Below are 16,906 nucleotides of genomic sequence, written 5' to 3' on the forward strand. Positions count from 1 at the left end.
CAGATCATTCCGCGGCTTTTTCCATGTTCACGACCTCGCGGAGGTAATCCATCAGGTCGTCACGCAGTTCATCGCGCGACAGGCCGAAGGACACCGTTGCCTGCAGATAGCCGGACTTGGAGCCGCAATCGAACCGCTGCCCGCGGAAGCGGAACCCGTAAACGTCGCGACCCTCCGTGATCTCGTGCGCGATGGCATCGGTCAGCTGGATTTCACCACCGGCACCCTGTTCCTTGCGGCTGAGGTTCTTGAGAACCTGCGGCGTCAGGACATAACGCCCGATGACGGCCAGGTTGGACGGTGCCTCGCCCTGCTTGGGCTTTTCGACCATACCTTTGACCGACACCATCGAACCGTGGTCTTCCTTGATGTCCAGCACACCGTAGGAGGACGCTTTTTCGGGCGGGACTTCCATGGCGGCAACCATGTTGCCGGGCCGCTCTTCGAAAGCTTCGACCATCTGCTGCAGGCAAGGCTTTTCAGCGGCAATGATGTCGTCGGGCAGAAGAACAGCAAAGGGTTCGTTGCCGATCAAACGACGCGCGCACCAGACTGCATGGCCCAGCCCCAGCGGCTTGTGCTGACGGATATAGGCAATCGCACCGCTATCCATGTTGGTATTCTTGACGATCTCGAGGATCTCGTCCTTGCCCTTGCGGCGCAGCTCCGACTCGAGCTGGGGCGCATGATCGAAGTAATCCTCCAGCGCGCCCTTGCCGCGAGACGTGACGAAGATGAATTCCTTGATCCCGGCAGCGCGAGCTTCGTCGATCGCGTATTGGATCAGCGGGCGATCCACCAGGGTCATGATTTCTTTGGGAATGGATTTGGTCGCGGGGAGGAAACGGGTCCCCATACCGGCAACTGGGAAAATGGCCTTGGTAATCTTGTTCTTCATCACTCAAACTCGCTGCGTTGCGTGTCGATTATATGTTTCGCACCCGACTATGTCAGATGTTTCGCGCCATGACACCTGAAACCGGCAAAATTGGGGCTTCTCGCGATGACAAAGCGGGCAACGTCAGGTCAAATGGTTAATTCGGTATTCCCCGGACCGCCGCCACGCGCGTCTTCTCACGTTTGAGGCGTCTTTGAAAGCCGGTTAGGGCAAACCAGGGCTCGGTACGCGCGGACTTGCCCCAAAGACCGCCGGATTGCTCCCATACGCCATCCCGGGTCATCCGGACGCGATGAAAAAGCGCCGTCGGGGAAAAGAGAAACAGTGACACGCTATGCCCCTCCTTCGCCTTGCGACGGGCCAAAGCACGCAAGCGTTTACAGGCAAAGACACGGCCTGCGACCACGGTGCCACGATCCTTCACGCGCGACGCAAAGGGCAGGAACGGAGCCTTGGAATGGGGCAACGCTGGTAACGGCGTCAGGCTGCGCGTCTCGCCAGCACGAATGCCGTCGCGAAGACGCTGCCGAAGGCGACGGACATCACCCGGTTCAAGCCGTCCTGCGACCATGTGTTCGATCAGGGCGTCGTTGCGTTCGCGGCAGAACCGCTCGACGACCGAAGCACGTTCAGGTTCCGGGCAGTGGCGACGCAGATAGCAGGCCAGGCTGGCACCGATTTCGAACAGATCCTTCGGCGCCCGAGACGCGAGACGACGGGCGGACGGGGCAAAGGCGTGATGCACTTCCGCCAGTGGCGCAATCGCAGTGACCCGCCGGGCCTTGGCCAGACGCATGTTCAGATCGGTTTCATCCAGGTAGAACCGATAGGCCGGATCGAAACCTCCGATCCCGGCCAAGACGTCGCGCCGAAAAGCCATGTTCGTGCCTTCCGTCTTGATGGCCTGCCCCGCGGGCGGCGTCAGTACGGTCGACCGGGTTTCGTCTATCTGAAGCGGCGTGGCGCGGCCGGTGTGATCTACGCTGTGGGCTTTCCATTGGAAGGAGATACCGTTGCGCCCCCGGACAAAACCACCGACAGCACTGACCTGCGGGTCCGCAAACGGCGCGACAAGGTTGTTCAGCCAGGTGGGTTCGGGAATGGCATCATCGTCAATGAAAGCGATGACCTCTCCCGCGGCAACGGCGATACCACGATTGCGGGCTTCGGCGATGTTGGGATCGGCGAAAGCGACGGTTTTCACTTCATCGCTCATTCGGGCCAGCTTGACCGCCTCCAGCCCCTCCGCATCAGCGACGACCACGATTTCGTAGTTCGGATAGAAAAGCCGCGACAGGCCGACGAGTGTCAGGACCAGGCTGTCCCGCCGGCCGCGGCTGACGACGACGACGCTGACGGGCAGCGTCATGCCATGCCCATCTCGGCCATCATCGCCTCGATCCTCGGCACGTCCTCGGGGTTGTTGAGCTCCCAGAACTGACGGCCTTTCGCCTCGACCTCGACACAGAGGACGGGTTGCCCATGGGCGAGGAAGCGAAGTTGTTCTAGACCCTCGAGTTTTTCCAACTGCGTCTCTTCCCAACTGCCGTATGCCTTCAAGGCATCGGGTCGATAGGCATAGACGCCGACATGGTGGAAGACGGGGGTCGCGTCGTCATCGGCAAAGGTCTTGCCGGTATAAGGAATGACCTCCTTCGAGAAGTAGAGCGCGCGCCCCGCCTCTCCGAAGACGGCGGTTGTCCCGCCGACGCGACCTGCGCGGCGGTCTTCAAGGAACCCGTTCAACGCCCGACCGTCGCAGCGCAGCACCGGCGTGGCCATGCCCGCCCAGTCGGCGCCTTGCAGGCCGGTCAAAAGGTCCTCGACGAACCAATGCGGGGTCAGCGGGGCGTCCCCCTGCAGGTTGACGACCATGTCGAAATCGCCGCCCAGAACCTCCAGCGCTTCGGCGCAACGTTCGGTGCCATTGCGGCAGGTGTCCGAGGTCATGACGACCTCGGCCCCGAAGGCCTCTGCCGCGTCCCGGATCCGGTCATCGTCAGTGGCGACAACGACCCGATCGACACCAGCCACCTGCGAGGCGGCCTCCCACGAGCGCTGGATCAGGCTCTTGGCCTCACCGGTTGCGCCGGTCAGTGCAACCAGCGGTTTGCCGGGATAACGGGTCGACGCATAGCGCGCCGGGATCACGACAAGCGTGGACATTCAGGCTTCCTTCAGGACGACATCCGGCGAATAGGCGATGAAGAAGGGGTTGGCGAACCCGTCCTTGCCATAGGTCAGCGGCTGATGATCGTCGAACCGCACCACGCGCCCGCCGGCACCGGCCAAAACGGCATGGCCCGCGGCGGTGTCCCATTCCATCGTCCGTCCAACGCGCGGATAGATGTCGGCCTCACCCGTGGCGATCAGGCAGAATTTCAGCGAGGACCCGGCGCTTTTCATGTCCTTGGTGGCATATTTCGAGATGTAATCGTCGGTCGCCTGATCTCGGTGGGATTTGGATGCGACGACGAACAGCGCGTCGTTGTCGGGCTCGGACACCTTGATCGGCGTCAGGGTTCCGACCTCATCCTTGGAGAACGGTCCCGCCTCTTCGACCGAAGAGCCATCGGCACGGGTGAAGAACATGCGATCCTTGGCCGGGGCATAGACGACACCGCGCACGGGCACGCCACTTTCGACCCAGGCGATATTCACGGTGAAGTCGCCGCGGCGCTTGATGAATTCCTTGGTCCCGTCCAGCGGATCAACGATCAGGAAGGTATCCGCGCGGGTGTCATGGGTGCCCGCCTGTTCCTCGGTGATCAGGATCGCCTCGGGGAAGGCCTCTTTCAGACCGGCGGAAATCAGGGCATCCGCAGCCTCGTCGGCCTCGGTCACCGGGCTGTCGTCGGATTTGACCTTAATGTCGAAATCGTCGGCATTGTAGATCTCCATGATCTTGTCCCCCGCTTCGAGGGCAAGGCGACGCATCACGGTTTCAAGCTTTTCGTAATCCAAAATGTACTCCTGTTGCGGCCCGGGCGAGGTGCCCTTGGCGTGAATTGCTAACGTCCTCCCGGCTCGTTATGATAAAGACACAAGGGAACAGCAAGAATTCCCTCGCATATTCGGCACCTTCAGCGCGCTATCGTCAGTAAAGGCCATACATGTTCCAGAAGAAGGCCCACCGGACCCAAGCTTCCACGATCATCTCGATCCTGGAACTGATCTACCACGCCTCTGTGAACCAGATCCGGAAAACGCATCGGAATGCGCTTTTCTCGATTGGCGTCAACATGTTGCAGATGATCACCTTCGTGCTTTCCTTCTACGTCATGTTCGAACTTCTGGGTCTGCGCGGCGCGGCGATCCGGGGCGACTTCCTGCTTTATATCATGTCGGGGATTTTCCTTTACATGACGCATATCAAGACGATGGGCGCCGTTGCCGGGTCCGGCGATCCGACCGCGCCGATGATGAAACATGCGCCGATGAACACGGCCGTGACCATCGGGGCCGCCGCGATTTCCAGCCTCTACATCCAGGTTTTGTCGCTGACCTTGATCCTCTTCGTCTACGACGTCGCCTTTACCCCCTTCACGATCGAGGAACCCATTCCCGCCTTCGGAATGCTGCTGGTCGCCTGGTTCACCGGGATCGCTGTCGGCATCGTCATGCTGGCGATCAAGCCCTGGTTCCCGACCTTCGTCAGCGTCTTCACCCAGATCTATCAGCGCGCCAACATGATCGCGTCCGGCAAGATGTTCGTGGCCAACACCCTGCCCGGCTACATGGTGGCGATGTTCGACTGGAACCCGCTGTTTCATGCGATCGACCAGTGCCGCGGCTTCGTGTTCATCAACTACACGCCGCGCAATTCCAGCATCGAATACCCGATCTACGTCGGCATCGCGCTGATCATGATTGGGCTGATGGGCGAATTTTATACAAGGCGCCATGCCTCTCTGTCCTGGGGGGCAAAGCGATGATCCGCGGTCTGGTCCTAGGCCTACTGCTGGTCTTTTCCGGCCCCGTCCTGGCGCAACCGACCCTCCTGCCTGCCCTGCATGACGTGACCGGCGTGGCCGGTGATGACGTTCTCAATATCCGCGAAGCGCCCGATGCCGGATCACCGATCATCGGCACCCTGGCCCCCGACGCCAAGGGGATCGAGGTGATCGCAACCAACGACACGGAAACCTGGGGTCTGATCAACACCGAAGAGCGTGCGGGCTGGGTGTCCTTGGCCTACCTCACCGTCCAGCCGGGGCAGGATTTCGGCGATTTTCCTGCGGTTTCCACCTGTTTCGGCACGGAACCCTTCTGGTTCGCGAAACGCGAGGCCAACGACGGCGATCCCTACTGGGTTTACGAAAGCCCGGATGGTCCGGGGATGAGCCTGTCTGAAGACTGGCGCGACAATGCCGGCGGGCGCCCCGACCGGTTCGGTCTGATCCTGGGCGAAGGTGAGACGTCGGGTCACGCAGTGATTGCCCGGGCCAGTTGCAACGACGGCATGTCGGACCGGGAATATGGCCTGACCATCGACCTGATCCTACAAGGCGAGGGCGGCGACCAAGACGGGTCGCCACGGCTCTTGTCCGGGTGCTGTCGCCTGGCGCAGTGACGCGCGATCAGGTCCAGCCTGTCAGCGCATCAGTTCCGGCAGGTCCCCGGTCAGTCCGGCGGCTTCGCGCACAAATCCACGTCGCAAGCCTGGCATCGCATTGATGACCCCCATCCCGATATCCCGCGCCGCACGAAGGAACGGATTGTCGTTCGAAAACAGGCGGTTCGACATATCCGTCGCCATGGCAAGCGACGCCGTGTCAAAGCGGCGCCATTCCTGGTAGCGGCGCAGAACGTCAATCGCGCCGATATCCTCGCCCCTCTGACGTGCCTCCTGCAGGACCTGCGCCAGCGCGCCGATATCCCGCAACCCGGCGTTCAGCCCCTGCCCCGCAATCGGGTGCATGCCATGCGCCGCGTCGCCCACCAAGGCAAGCCGCGGATCGACGAAGCGCTGCGCAAGGCTGAGGCCGAGCGGATAGGTGAAGCGTTTCCCGGCCAGGGCGATCTCACCCAGGAAGGTGCCGAAACGCGGGCGCAGAATGTCCAGGTATTGCTCTTCCGGCAGGGCGTTGACCGCCAGCGCCTGTTCGCGCGTCTCACTCCAGACGATGGAGGACCGATTGCCAGGCAGCGGCAGGATCGCCAATGGTCCGGGCGGCAGAAAGAACTGGTGCGCGATACCGTCATGCGGCTTTTCATGCTCGATCGCGCAGACCAGTGCGGTCTGGCCGTAATCCCAACCGGTCCGCTTGATCCCGGCCCGTCGCGCAGTGCCGCTGGACCGCCCGTCACAGCCGATCAGCAACCGCGCCGATTTGACCGCGCCCGAGGCCAGCGTGGCCTGTACGCCATGTTCGTCGATCGCCTGGTCCGTCACGGTTTCGCCCGCCAGCACGGTGATCGCATCCTGTTCCGCCATGGCGTCGGCCAGGGCGCGACGCAGGTAACGATCCTCGATCATGTGCCCCATCGGGCCTTCCTCGATCTCGGCATGGTCGAAATGCATCAGGAAGGGCGACGGCGCCTCTCCGGCCCGGCCATCGGTCACCTTGATCTCCAGCATTGGCTGGCTTTGATCCGCAACGCGGTCCCAGACCCCGATGCGCCGCAACAGACGGACAGAGGCAAGCGCGAGCGCATAGGAGCGGCCGTCGAAATCTTCGGCGGCGCGGGTGGTTTCGGGCAACGCGTCGATCACGGTCACACTCAGCCCGGCACGGGCCAGGGCAAGCGCAGTGGCGGGGCCGTTCAGGCCGCCGCCGACAATCAGGACGTCACTGTCATATCCGGTCTTCGTGTTCATGGGCTGAACTATGGCGCGAGGGGCGGGATTGTCCATGCGCTCCGGTGCCGCTACCGTCGCGAAAACGAACGGAGGGCGGGACATGGAAGCATGGCGTTGGATGAGCGCATCGGAACTGGGGCGCGGGATCGCAGCCGGAGAGATCGACCCGGTCGATCTGACGGAGACCTTTCTGGAGGCCATTGAAAGCCATGAACATACCGACCGCATCTATGCCCGCGTGACCCCCGAACGGGCCCGCGCCGAAGCCGCCGCGGCCTCTGCCCGCGCCAAGGCCGGCACCCGGAAATCCGCGCTGGACGGTGTTCCGATCTCCTGGAAGGACCTTTTCGATAGCGCCGGCGTCGCGACAGAGGCCGGATCGGCGCTGCTGGAAGGACGCGTTCCCGAACATGACGCAAAGGTGTTGCAGACCGCAACCGAAGCCGGGCTGGTCTGCCTCGGCAAGACACACATGTCCGAACTCGCGTTTTCCGGCATCGGCATCAACCCTGTCACCGCGACCCCGCCGAACCGCCATGATCCGGCCTGGGTGCCGGGCGGGTCCTCCTCGGGCGCGGCGGCGTCGGTGGCCTTTGGCCTGGCCGCCGCTGGCATCGGCAGCGACACGGGCGGGTCGGTCCGCATCCCCTCGGCCTGGAATGACCTTGTCGGGCTCAAGACGACTTCGGGCAGGTTGACCCTGGAAGGTGTGGTGCCGCTGTGCCTGCGCTTCGACACGATCGGCCCGCTGTGCCGCAGCGTGGAAGACGCCGCGATGCTGACCGCCCTGATGGAGGGTACGACGCCCCCAGACCTGCGGGGTGTATCGCTTGCAGGCAAACGCTTTGCCGCCCTGCAAACCTGCGTGCTGGAGGATCTGCGAGACGAACCCAAGGCCGCCTACCTGGCCGCCTTGGACCGCCTGCGGGACGCCGGGGTCGAAATCGAACCGATCGAAGCGCCAGAGGTCGACCAGGCCATGGCGCAATCCGGGATCGCCTTCACCGCCGAAGCCTACGGCCTGTGGCGCGACGTGATCGAAACCGCGCCGGACAAGATGTTTGCCGAAATCCTCGGTCGTTTCCGGTCCGGCGCGAGCCATTCCGGCCCCGATTATGTCGCCGCCTGGCAGGAAATCGAACAAGCCCGGCGCATCTGGAACACGCGGGTCGCGGGTTATGACGCCGTGCTGGCGCCAACCGCCCCGATCCTGCCGCCCGACGCAGCGCGGATGCTGGCAGATCACGACTATTACGTGGGCGAGAACCTGATGGCGCTTCGAAACACGCGGGTCGGTAACATGCTGGGCCTGTCGGCGCTGACCCTGCCCACCGGCGTTCCGGCCTGCGGGTTGATGCTGCTCGGCAAACCCTATGGCGAAGAGGCCTTGCTCAGACTGGGCGCCGCCGTGGAGCCTGCGCTGACCTAAATGCCACAAAAGGGCATCAGCCCCTCTGCGCCACTGGACGCAAGCTGATGATTTGGGTACCTTTCTGCCAAACGGGGCGAAAACGATCCCGACTTTGAGGCAGTATGAATATGTTTCCCGAGCGGTTTTCGAACCTTCCGGCCTATGCGTTTCCGCGCCTTCGTGCGCTATTGGACCCGTATGCGCCGGGCGGAGACGTGGTCAACATGACCATCGGAGAACCAAAACACCCCTTCCCCGCCTGGGTGCCCGAGGTGCTGGCCGCCAATGTGGACGGCTTTGCCTCCTACCCGCCCAATGACGGTTCGCCCGAGTTGTTGCAGGCGATCTCGGACTGGATTGCGCGCCGCTACGACGTGTCGATGCCGCCCGATCAGATCATGACGCTGAACGGATCGCGAGAGGGGCTCTACAACGCGGCGATGGCGCTGTTGCCCGAGACGAAGAACGGCAAGACGCCGGTCGTCCTGATCCCGAACCCGTTCTATCAGGTCTACATGATCGGCGCCCTTTCGGTCGCGGCCGAACCGGTTTTCGTCGCTGCGACGCGCCAGAACGGCTTCCTGCCCGATTACGGGTCGCTACCTGCCGACGTGCTGGACCGCACCACCGCCGCCTATATCTGTTCCCCGGCCAACCCGCAGGGCGCGGTGGCTGATCGCGGCTATTGGCGCGACCTGATCGCACTGGCCGAAAAACACGATTTCCGTATATTCAGTGACGAATGTTACTCTGAAATCTACCGCGACACGCCGCCTCCGGGCATCCTTGAAGTGGCCCAGGAGATGGGCGCAGACCCCGACCGGATCGTGATCTTCCAGTCTCTTTCGAAACGGTCGAACCTGCCCGGGATGCGGTCGGGTTTCGTGGCCACTGGCCCCGAAGCGATCAAGCGGATGCGCCAGCACCGGGCCTATTCCGGCGCCCCCCTGCCGCTGCCCCTGCAGCGGGTCGCCGAACGCGCCTGGGCCGACGAAGAGCACGTGATCGAGAACCGCGCGCTCTACCAGGAAAAGTTCCGCATCGCGGACGACATCCTGAACGGCGTGCCCGGCTACCAGGGCCCCGAAGGCGGGTTTTTCCTCTGGCTGCCGGTCGAGGATGGCGAGGACGCGGCGCTCAGCCTTTGGAAACATGCAGGCATCCGGGTGCTGCCCGGCGCCTATCTGAGCCGGAAGGTCGACGGCGACATCCCGGGCAAACCGTATATCAGGGTCGCCATGGTGGCCCCAAAAGAAGAGATGGCGCAGGCGCTGATCACCCTGCGTAACCATCTGTACCAGTGAGGAAGAAGCAGAATGGCTTTTCAGACACGAGGCGGTGACCCCTTGTTCGGGAACGATATCCAGGAATCCATCGAGCGACGCGGCAAGGAACTGGCAGGGTTCGCCCTGATTGCAGTCGGATTGCTCGCGGCGATGATGATCGGCTCCTACACGCCCGACGATCCCTCCTGGCTGTCTGCCCATGATGCCCCCGTCCAGAACTGGCTGGGACGGCTTGGCGCAACGATTTCCGCTCCGCTCTTCATGGTGATCGGGTCGGGAAGCTGGGCCATTGCCATCGTGGCCCTGGCCTGGGGCGTGCGCCTTGCGCTGCACCGCGGCGAAGAACGTGCCGTCGGACGACTGATCTTCGCCCCGATCTGGATCGCGCTTCTGTCGGTCTATGCCTCCACGCTGGTCCCCGGGCAGGACTGGACCCACCGGTTCGGCATGGGTGGGCTGTTCGGCGATACCGTTCTTGGCACCGTTCTGGGCATTGCACCCGTCGGGCCGAGCTTCGGACTCAAGATGTTCTCGCTCCTGCTAGGTGCCCCGGTCATCGCGCTTGGCCTCTTCGTGACCGGCTTCACCAAGGTCGAATTGCGCAAGATCGCCCGCAGCTGCCTGATCGGCCTGATCATGTTCTATGCCGCCGCCATGACCCTGCTGGGCCGTGGCGCAGTCAATGCCATGCGGACCGCCGCACATCTTCAGGAAAAGAACCGCGAACGTCGCGAACGCCGCCGGATCGAAGCCGAGGAAAACGCTGCCTGGGCCGAAACTCAGCAGGCGGCGGCGCCGCAGCAGAGCTGGACCGCCACCTCCTACGATACCGCACCGGTAGCAGAAGATGACTGGGCCGCCCCCGAACCGACCATGACAGCCCCCGCCAAGAGCGGGATCATGAAGCGTCTGCCCGGCCTGATCCGCCGCGCCGAGCCCGAGGTTCAACCCGAACCGGAACTGGTCGAAACCTATCCGGATGACCAGAACATCGAGGCGCCGGGCGATGACCGCATCAAGGCCCGCATCGCCGAAATCGTGCGCAGCCGCGTGCGCCAGAGCGGCGTCCAGCCAGTCGAACCGCCGGCGGACAAGCCGCTGACCAAAGGCCGTGGCCGTGGTCCGCAGCCGCTTGTCGTGGATGCCGGGCAACGTGCGGAACCTCCGCTGACTGCCCCCGCAGCACCGCAGCGCCCGGCCGAGCCGCCGTTGACCGCGGCCCATGCCGCGCCGCGTGTGACGCCCCAGCCCACCATCGCCGCAGCACCCGCCATTCCGCCGGCGCCCACCATTCCCGCCGCGCCGGCAATGCCAGCCCATCACGCCGTCGAGGAGCAGGCAACCGCTCCCATGGCCGAAGACGTGCCGATGGAGCACGAGATCGAACAGCCGCAACCGCAGCCGCTTCCCCTGACGCAGCCGCAGCGCGTACAGACGGCGCCGCAGCCCTTGCCCGTGGCCGAACCGCGCCAGCCGCTGGTTCAGCACAACATCCGTAAGGCCCCTGCCCCGTCGACCCGCGCCAAGGCAGAGGCGCAGCCGACCCTGCAATTCGAGGAACCGGAGGTCGCCTACGAGCTTCCGCCGCTCAACCTGCTGGCCGATCCGGCGAACATCCAGCGTCACCACCTGAGTGACGAGGCGCTGGAAGAAAACGCCCGCATGCTGGAGAACGTCCTGGATGATTATGGCGTGAAGGGCGAAATCGTTTCGGTCCGCCCCGGTCCCGTCGTTACCATGTACGAACTGGAACCCGCACCGGGCCTCAAGGCGTCGCGTGTCATTGGCCTGGCCGATGACATCGCGCGATCCATGTCCGCCCTGTCTGCGCGGGTCTCGACCGTGCCGGGCCGTTCGGTCATCGGGATCGAACTACCGAACGAAAACCGCGAAATGGTGTCCTTCCGGGAGATCCTGTCGACCCGTGATTACGGTGACGGCAAGCACAAGCTGCCACTGGCGCTTGGCAAGGATATCGGTGGCGATGCCATGGTCGCTAACCTGGCAAAGATGCCTCACCTGCTGATCGCGGGGACGACCGGCTCGGGTAAGTCCGTGGCCATCAACACGATGATCCTGTCGCTGCTCTACAAGCTGACGCCGGATGATCTGCGGCTGGTGATGATCGACCCGAAGATGCTGGAACTCAGCGTCTATGACGGCATCCCGCACCTTCTGTCCCCCGTCGTCACCGACCCCAAGAAGGCGGTCGTGGCCCTGAAATGGGTCGTGGGCGAAATGGAAGAACGCTATCGCAAGATGTCCAAGATGGGTGTGCGCAACATCGACGGCTACAACGGCCGGGTCGAGGATGCGCTGTCCAAGGGCGAAATGTTCTCGCGCACCGTGCAGACCGGTTTCGACGACGACACCGGCGAACCGGTCTTCGAAACCGAGGAAATCCAGCCCCAGAAAATGCCCTACATCGTCGTCATCGTCGACGAGATGGCCGACCTGATGATGGTCGCGGGGAAGGAGATCGAGGCCTGCATCCAGCGTCTGGCGCAGATGGCCCGTGCCTCGGGCATCCACCTGATCATGGCCACGCAGCGCCCCTCGGTCGACGTGATCACCGGGACGATCAAGGCGAACTTCCCGACCCGGATTTCCTTCCAGGTGACGTCCAAGATCGACAGCCGCACGATCCTGGGCGAAATGGGCGCCGAACAGCTTCTGGGCATGGGTGACATGCTCTACATGGCCGGCGGCGCCAAGATCACCCGCTGCCACGGCCCCTTCGTCAGCGACGAAGAGGTCGAGGAAATCGTGAACCACCTCAAGGCATTCGGTCCCCCCTCCTATGTCGGCGGCGTGGTCGATGGGCCGGACGAGGACAAGGAAAGCGACATCGACGCGGTTCTGGGCCTGTCCACCGGGGGCAACACCGATGGCGAGGACGCGCTGTACGATCAGGCTGTCGCGATCGTGGCGAAGGACCGCAAGTGTTCGACCTCCTACATCCAGCGCAAGCTGGGCATCGGCTACAACAAGGCCGCGCGCCTTGTCGAGCAGATGGAGGAGAACGGCCTCGTCTCTCCGGCGAACCATGTCGGCAAACGCGAGATCCTGGTGCCGGAGCAGCAATAACGCGCCGGCATCGCGGAACGCTAACCGCTTTGTGAGAGTTAGGCTCTGGTATCGGAAACGACCGGAGCCTAATTGTATTTCATGAAACTCGCACGTCTCTTTGCCGCTTCGGCCCTGACCCTGTCCCTCGCCGCCCCCGCCATGGCGGAGAAGCTGCCGTTGTCGCAGCTGTCCTCCTACCTGAACGGGATCCAGACGGCGCAGGCCAAGTTTACCCAGATCTCGGATGACGGCACGGTCGCGACCGGCACGCTGTATATCCGCCGCCCCGGCAAGATGCGGTTCGAATACGATCCGCCCAACGAATCCTACGTGATCGCAGACCACGGCGCCGTGGGCATCTTCGACAAGAAGGGCGATGAGGCCGTCGAGCAATACCCGCTGCGGCGTACACCCTTGAACATCATCCTGGCGGAGAACGTGAATTTCGGTCAGGCCAACATGGTGACCGGCCATCGCGAGGACGGCCCGTCAACCATTGTCCGTGCGCAAGACCCAGAGAATCCGGAATACGGCTTCATCGACCTTGTCTTCACCGGCGGCCCGGTCGAGCTGCGCCAATGGGTCATTCATGACGATGCAGGTTCGACCACCACCGTGGTGCTGGGCGACATGCAGACGGGGATGCAGCTGAGCCAGTCGCTCTTCAACTTCCAGGACCGCTACAACCCCGAACGCTGATCAATCGTAGGGGCACCGCTGCAGCTGGCCGCGATACATTTCGGCCCGCTGGGCGACACGTGCGGAGACGTCCACCAGCCATGCCTTCTTGCGCCAGGTGCCACGGGCGTAACCCGTGTGACCGTCGTGATAGGCCAGGTACTGGTTACGCGCATCGGTCATCGGGATACCCAGACGGTCACGCGTCTTGGTCATGTACCAGCCCATGAAATCCGTCGCGTCGGAGAAGTTGTTGCGGCGGGCCCGGCGATTGCCGGTCTCCTGCCGGTATTCATCCCACGTGCCATCCAGCGCCTGGCTGTAGCCGTAGGCGGAACTCTGACGACCCATCGGAATGATCCCGAGCGCATAGCGGTGCGGGGTTCGGGCATTACCGTCGAATTTGCTCTCCTGGTGGATCATGGCCATGATCACGTGCTTCGGAATGCCGTAGCGCCGCTCGACCTTGCGGAGGTGGCGGGCATAGGGCTTGCGTTCCTTCAGGAGAAGACAGGCATTGTCCAGGTTTCGGGGTGATCCCTTGGGGCCGCCACAGGACGCCACCATCAATAGGATCAACACGGCGCTCAGCGCTCTCATCATCTGCTTCTTGCCTCGTTCTGTCGTGTCTAACGCACTTTGCGAAGATTTTAGCAAACTACGCGCGGTGGTTGAAATGACAAATTGGTGGGGTCAGAGCAAAACCGCGAGGATAAGCGGGATTGCAACAACCGAAAGAAGCGTCGAAACCACGACAAGACCCGCAACCGCCTGCCCGTCCGCGCCGTATTTCTCGGCCAGCAGGTAGGAGGTCACGGCGACCGGCGTTGCGATCTGAAGCACCAGCACGGCAAAGGCCGTGTCATCCAGCTTGAAGAACACGCCGACGCCCCATGCGATGGCGACACAGACGATCACCTTGACCACGGCCATCACGACGGCAACCGCCATACGGCCGGGAGTCAGCCGGGCCACGGCCACGCCCAGAGTGATCAGCATGATCGGAATGGCCATCTGCCCGATCAGCTCGAGCGTGTTGGTCAGGAAGCGCGGGGTTTCCCAGCCTTGCCACAGGAAGATGCCGCCAAGCACGGTGCCCCAGACCAGCGGCTCTTTCACGGCCTTCATCACCGACCCGCCGCCCGACACGATCCAGATCCCGTAGGTAAACGACCAGATCGCCATCACGGCAAAAACCACCACTGCATAGCCCAGCCCTGTTTCACCAAACGCAAACAGCGCCAGAGGCAGGCCAAGGTTGCCGGTATTGCCGAAAATCAGCGGCGCCTGGTAGGTCCGCTGGTCATAGCCGAAGACCTTCAGGCCGACGGCGACAACCACCGTCAGAACCCCGTAGGCCACGACCGAGGCCAGCGACAACGCGGTCAGCGCGGAGGGATCGATATTGGTTCTCATGAGGGAGACGAAGATCAGGCAGGGCACCGAAAGCGTCATCGCCAGACGGGTCACGAATTCGACCCGATATTCGAACCCAGCCTTCACCCAGCCAAAGCCGATCGCGGCAAGAATAAAGACGGGTGCCACGATTTCGAGCACTGTAAAGGCAAGGTTCACAGATTGTTTCCCTATTTTTCCGTTACAAAATTGGACATTTAGAGGATGCTGGGTCTAGTAGTGGCGTAAGGGGGCCGCAAGCCATGCTGAAGACACGCGCCAAATATTATCTGGGCCAGGTCGTGCGTCACAAGAAGCACCCGTTCCGGGGTGTGGTATTCGACGTCGACCCCGAATTCAATAACACCGAAGAATGGTATGATGCGATACCCGAAGAGGCTCGCCCCTCTCGGGAACAGCCGTTTTACCACCTTCTGGCCGAAAACGATCAAAGCTACTACGTGGCCTACGTTTCCGAACAGAACCTGGTGGCAGATTATTCGGGTGAACCGGTGGATCACCCTGATATTCCCGAATTGTTCGGGTCGTTTTCAGACGGGTCCTACGCGCTGCACTTCCAGCTGAACTGACCGGTCGGGGGCCATAGCCCCCTCAGTACCCAATCGCACATCCATCCTTGCGAGAATCCGAGCCGGCCTCGAGCCAGCCATTGTCATGGATCCGTATCGCCTGGGAGCCGCCGATGGCTTCGTCCGGGATCATCACGTTATGGCCCATGTCGGCCAGCGCCTGATGCACCTCGGGGGCATAGCCGCGTTCCACGTTCAGCCGGTCCGACAGCGCAAAGGCACGGGGCGCGTCCATGGCGGCCTGCGGGTCCATGCCGAAATCGACGATATTGGACAGGAACCGCGCATGCCCATTGGCCTGGTAAGCGCCACCCATCACGCCGAAGGGCATCAGGACCTTGCCGTCGCGCTTCAGCATCCCGGGGATGATCGTGTGCATGGGGCGCTTGCCCGGCGCCATCTCGTTCGCGTGGCCCGGCGCCAGGGAGAAGCCCGAGCCGCGGTTCTGCAGCAAAGTTCCGAACTTGGGCGTCGCGATGCCCGATCCGAAGCCACGGAAGATCGAATAGATCAGCGACACGGACATCCGATCGCGGTCCACGACCGTGATGTAGATCGTGTCTTTGTGCACCTCTTCGGACAATTCGGTCAGCGTGGCCGTCGCGCGGCGCGGGTCGATCAGGCGCGCCAGCTTCGCGCCGGTCTCCGGGTCCAGCATGTGATCCAGCCGCGTCATGTGATCCGCATCGGCAAGGAAGCGGTTGCGCGTGTCATAGGCCAGGCGCGTCGCCTCGGCCTCGATATGGGCGCGGTCCGCACCGAAGGGATCCATAGAGGCGATATCGAACTGCGCCAGGATGTTGGATAGCAGAATCGCGGTCGCACCCTGGCCGTTCGGCGGATGCTCCCACAGCTCGACCCCGTGATAGGTGCCGCTGACCGGGTCGGTTTCAGTGCCGCGATGGCTGGCGAAATCCTCAAGGTCATGCGGCCCGCCGAGCGCCTTGAGCGTGTCGACCATGTCTTCGGCAACTTCGCCTTCGTAGAACCCCTTGGGTCCGTCGCGGACGACGCGGCGCAGCACCTCTGCCTGACCGGGCAGGCGCAGGATATCGCCGGGCTTGGGCATGCGGCCCCAGGGCAGGTAGTGGCGTTTCGCCTCTTCGGTCAGGGCGAAACCCTTGTATTCGTAGTCCCAGACGACCCGGGGCGCCATGGGCACGCCGTTTTCCATGTAATGGATCGCGGGCTCCATCACCGCATCGAGGTCGCGCCGACCCCAGAGCGCATGCATGCGACAGAACCCTTCGACCGCGCCGGGAATGGTAACGGCCAACGGGTCCTCGGCCGGGACGGATGTCAGACCGCGATCACGCAGCACCTGCGGATTGGCCCCGGCAGGCGCGCGGCCTGAGCCGTTGAAGCCCAGAATATCCTCGGACCCCGCAGGCGAAATAAGCGCGAAGCAATCGCCCCCCAGACCGGTCATCGGCGGTTCACACAGCCCCATGACGGCCGCGCCCGCAAGGGCCGCGTCCATAGCGTTGCCGCCGTCGCGCAGGGTCTGAACGGCGATCTGTGCCGATAGCGGATGCGAGGTGGCGCAAATGCCGTTCTCGAACCAGACGGGGGACCGCCCCGGAAGATGAAAATCACGCATGTCTGCTCCTCCCCTGATTTGGTTCGGGCATCATAGGCATCTTGTCGTCGGGGGAAAGCTGTAGACCTCGGCGCCACGCACTGGGTGGGGGCTGTATTGACGCGACGCCGAGGGAAGCCATGCAGCTACCCTGTTTTTATCGCCTTGGTTTCGGGCGCAGGTTGGTTCCCAATGGG

General features: G+C 63.0%; 15 protein-coding genes. 7 read left to right on the forward strand and 8 right to left on the reverse strand.

Going from position 1 to position 16,906, the window contains the following annotated elements; all coding sequences use genetic code 11:
- Positions 1 to 4 precede the first annotated feature (4 nt).
- From galU to cysQ, 4 genes are all read right to left on the reverse strand, one after another.
- Positions 5 to 898, reverse strand: coding sequence for a UTP--glucose-1-phosphate uridylyltransferase GalU (galU, locus tag ATO9_RS07280; protein WP_043747232.1), 894 nt, complete (start codon positions 896 to 898; stop codon positions 5 to 7).
- Between the two features lie 136 nt (positions 899 to 1,034).
- Positions 1,035 to 2,267, reverse strand: a complete 1,233-nt coding sequence (locus ATO9_RS07285) for a glycosyltransferase family 2 protein (protein WP_043747233.1) — start codon at positions 2,265 to 2,267, stop codon at positions 1,035 to 1,037.
- Positions 2,264 to 3,064 (reverse strand): 3-deoxy-manno-octulosonate cytidylyltransferase, encoded by an 801-nt coding sequence (gene kdsB, locus ATO9_RS07290; RefSeq protein WP_043747234.1) that lies wholly within the window; start codon positions 3,062 to 3,064, stop codon positions 2,264 to 2,266. Before kdsB ends, ATO9_RS07285 begins: the two co-directional genes overlap by 4 nt.
- Positions 3,065 to 3,862 carry a 3'(2'),5'-bisphosphate nucleotidase CysQ gene (gene cysQ, locus ATO9_RS07295; RefSeq protein WP_043747235.1) on the reverse strand — a complete coding sequence of 266 codons (798 nt, stop codon included), beginning with the start codon at positions 3,860 to 3,862 and terminating at the stop codon, positions 3,065 to 3,067.
- Between the two features lie 149 nt (positions 3,863 to 4,011).
- Here cysQ and ATO9_RS07300 point away from each other — a divergent pair, with 149 nt between their 5' ends.
- Together ATO9_RS07300 and ATO9_RS07305 are read left to right on the forward strand one after the other, a co-directional pair.
- Positions 4,012 to 4,833, forward strand: coding sequence for an ABC transporter permease (locus tag ATO9_RS07300; protein ID WP_043747236.1), 822 nt, complete (start codon positions 4,012 to 4,014; stop codon positions 4,831 to 4,833).
- Complete coding sequence (locus ATO9_RS07305; RefSeq protein ID WP_052418155.1) at positions 4,830 to 5,471, forward strand: SH3 domain-containing protein; 642 nt, start codon at positions 4,830 to 4,832, stop codon at positions 5,469 to 5,471. The genes ATO9_RS07300 and ATO9_RS07305 overlap by 4 nt, the downstream gene beginning before the upstream one ends.
- A gap of 21 nt (positions 5,472 to 5,492) precedes the next feature.
- Here ATO9_RS07305 and ATO9_RS07310 read toward each other — a convergent pair whose 3' ends face one another.
- Positions 5,493 to 6,755: an FAD-dependent oxidoreductase gene (locus tag ATO9_RS07310; protein ID WP_081979482.1), complete on the reverse strand. Its 1,263-nt coding sequence runs from the start codon at positions 6,753 to 6,755 to the stop codon at positions 5,493 to 5,495.
- Positions 6,756 to 6,801: 46 nt separating this feature from the next.
- Here ATO9_RS07310 and ATO9_RS07315 point away from each other — a divergent pair, with 46 nt between their 5' ends.
- The 4 genes from ATO9_RS07315 (at position 6,802) to ATO9_RS07330 (ending at position 13,166) form a co-directional block, all read left to right on the forward strand.
- Entirely contained in the window at positions 6,802 to 8,130 is a 1,329-nt protein-coding gene (locus ATO9_RS07315; protein ID WP_043747238.1) for an amidase, read from the forward strand.
- A 110-nt stretch (positions 8,131 to 8,240) separates the two neighbouring features.
- Positions 8,241 to 9,416, forward strand: coding sequence for an aminotransferase class I/II-fold pyridoxal phosphate-dependent enzyme (locus tag ATO9_RS07320; protein ID WP_043747426.1), 1,176 nt, complete (start codon positions 8,241 to 8,243; stop codon positions 9,414 to 9,416).
- A gap of 12 nt (positions 9,417 to 9,428) precedes the next feature.
- Entirely contained in the window at positions 9,429 to 12,485 is a 3,057-nt protein-coding gene (locus ATO9_RS07325; RefSeq protein ID WP_043747239.1) for a DNA translocase FtsK, read from the forward strand.
- Positions 12,486 to 12,566: 81 nt separating this feature from the next.
- Positions 12,567 to 13,166 (forward strand): LolA family protein, encoded by a 600-nt coding sequence (locus ATO9_RS07330; RefSeq protein ID WP_043747427.1) that lies wholly within the window; start codon positions 12,567 to 12,569, stop codon positions 13,164 to 13,166.
- On the opposite strand, the gene ATO9_RS07335 is transcribed toward ATO9_RS07330, so the two are convergent.
- Both ATO9_RS07335 and ATO9_RS07340 read right to left on the reverse strand, forming a co-directional pair.
- Positions 13,167 to 13,748: a transglycosylase SLT domain-containing protein gene (locus ATO9_RS07335; protein WP_043747240.1), complete on the reverse strand. Its 582-nt coding sequence runs from the start codon at positions 13,746 to 13,748 to the stop codon at positions 13,167 to 13,169. It abuts the gene before it with no gap.
- Positions 13,749 to 13,838: 90 nt separating this feature from the next.
- Complete coding sequence (locus tag ATO9_RS07340) at positions 13,839 to 14,720, reverse strand: AEC family transporter (RefSeq protein WP_043747241.1); 882 nt, start codon at positions 14,718 to 14,720, stop codon at positions 13,839 to 13,841.
- Positions 14,721 to 14,803: 83 nt separating this feature from the next.
- Between ATO9_RS07340 and hspQ the strand changes: the two genes are divergently transcribed.
- On the forward strand, positions 14,804 to 15,130 hold the full coding sequence (hspQ, locus tag ATO9_RS07345) for a heat shock protein HspQ (protein WP_043747242.1): 327 nt from the start codon (positions 14,804 to 14,806) through the stop codon (positions 15,128 to 15,130).
- A 22-nt stretch (positions 15,131 to 15,152) separates the two neighbouring features.
- Here hspQ and ATO9_RS07350 read toward each other — a convergent pair whose 3' ends face one another.
- Positions 15,153 to 16,730 carry a gamma-glutamyltransferase family protein gene (locus ATO9_RS07350; RefSeq protein ID WP_043747243.1) on the reverse strand — a complete coding sequence of 526 codons (1,578 nt, stop codon included), beginning with the start codon at positions 16,728 to 16,730 and terminating at the stop codon, positions 15,153 to 15,155.
- Positions 16,731 to 16,906: the final 176 nt, after the last annotated feature.

The sequence above is a fragment of the Pseudooceanicola atlanticus genome, assembly GCF_000768315.1.
Taxonomy (GTDB): Bacteria; Pseudomonadota; Alphaproteobacteria; order Rhodobacterales; family Rhodobacteraceae; genus Pseudooceanicola; species Pseudooceanicola atlanticus.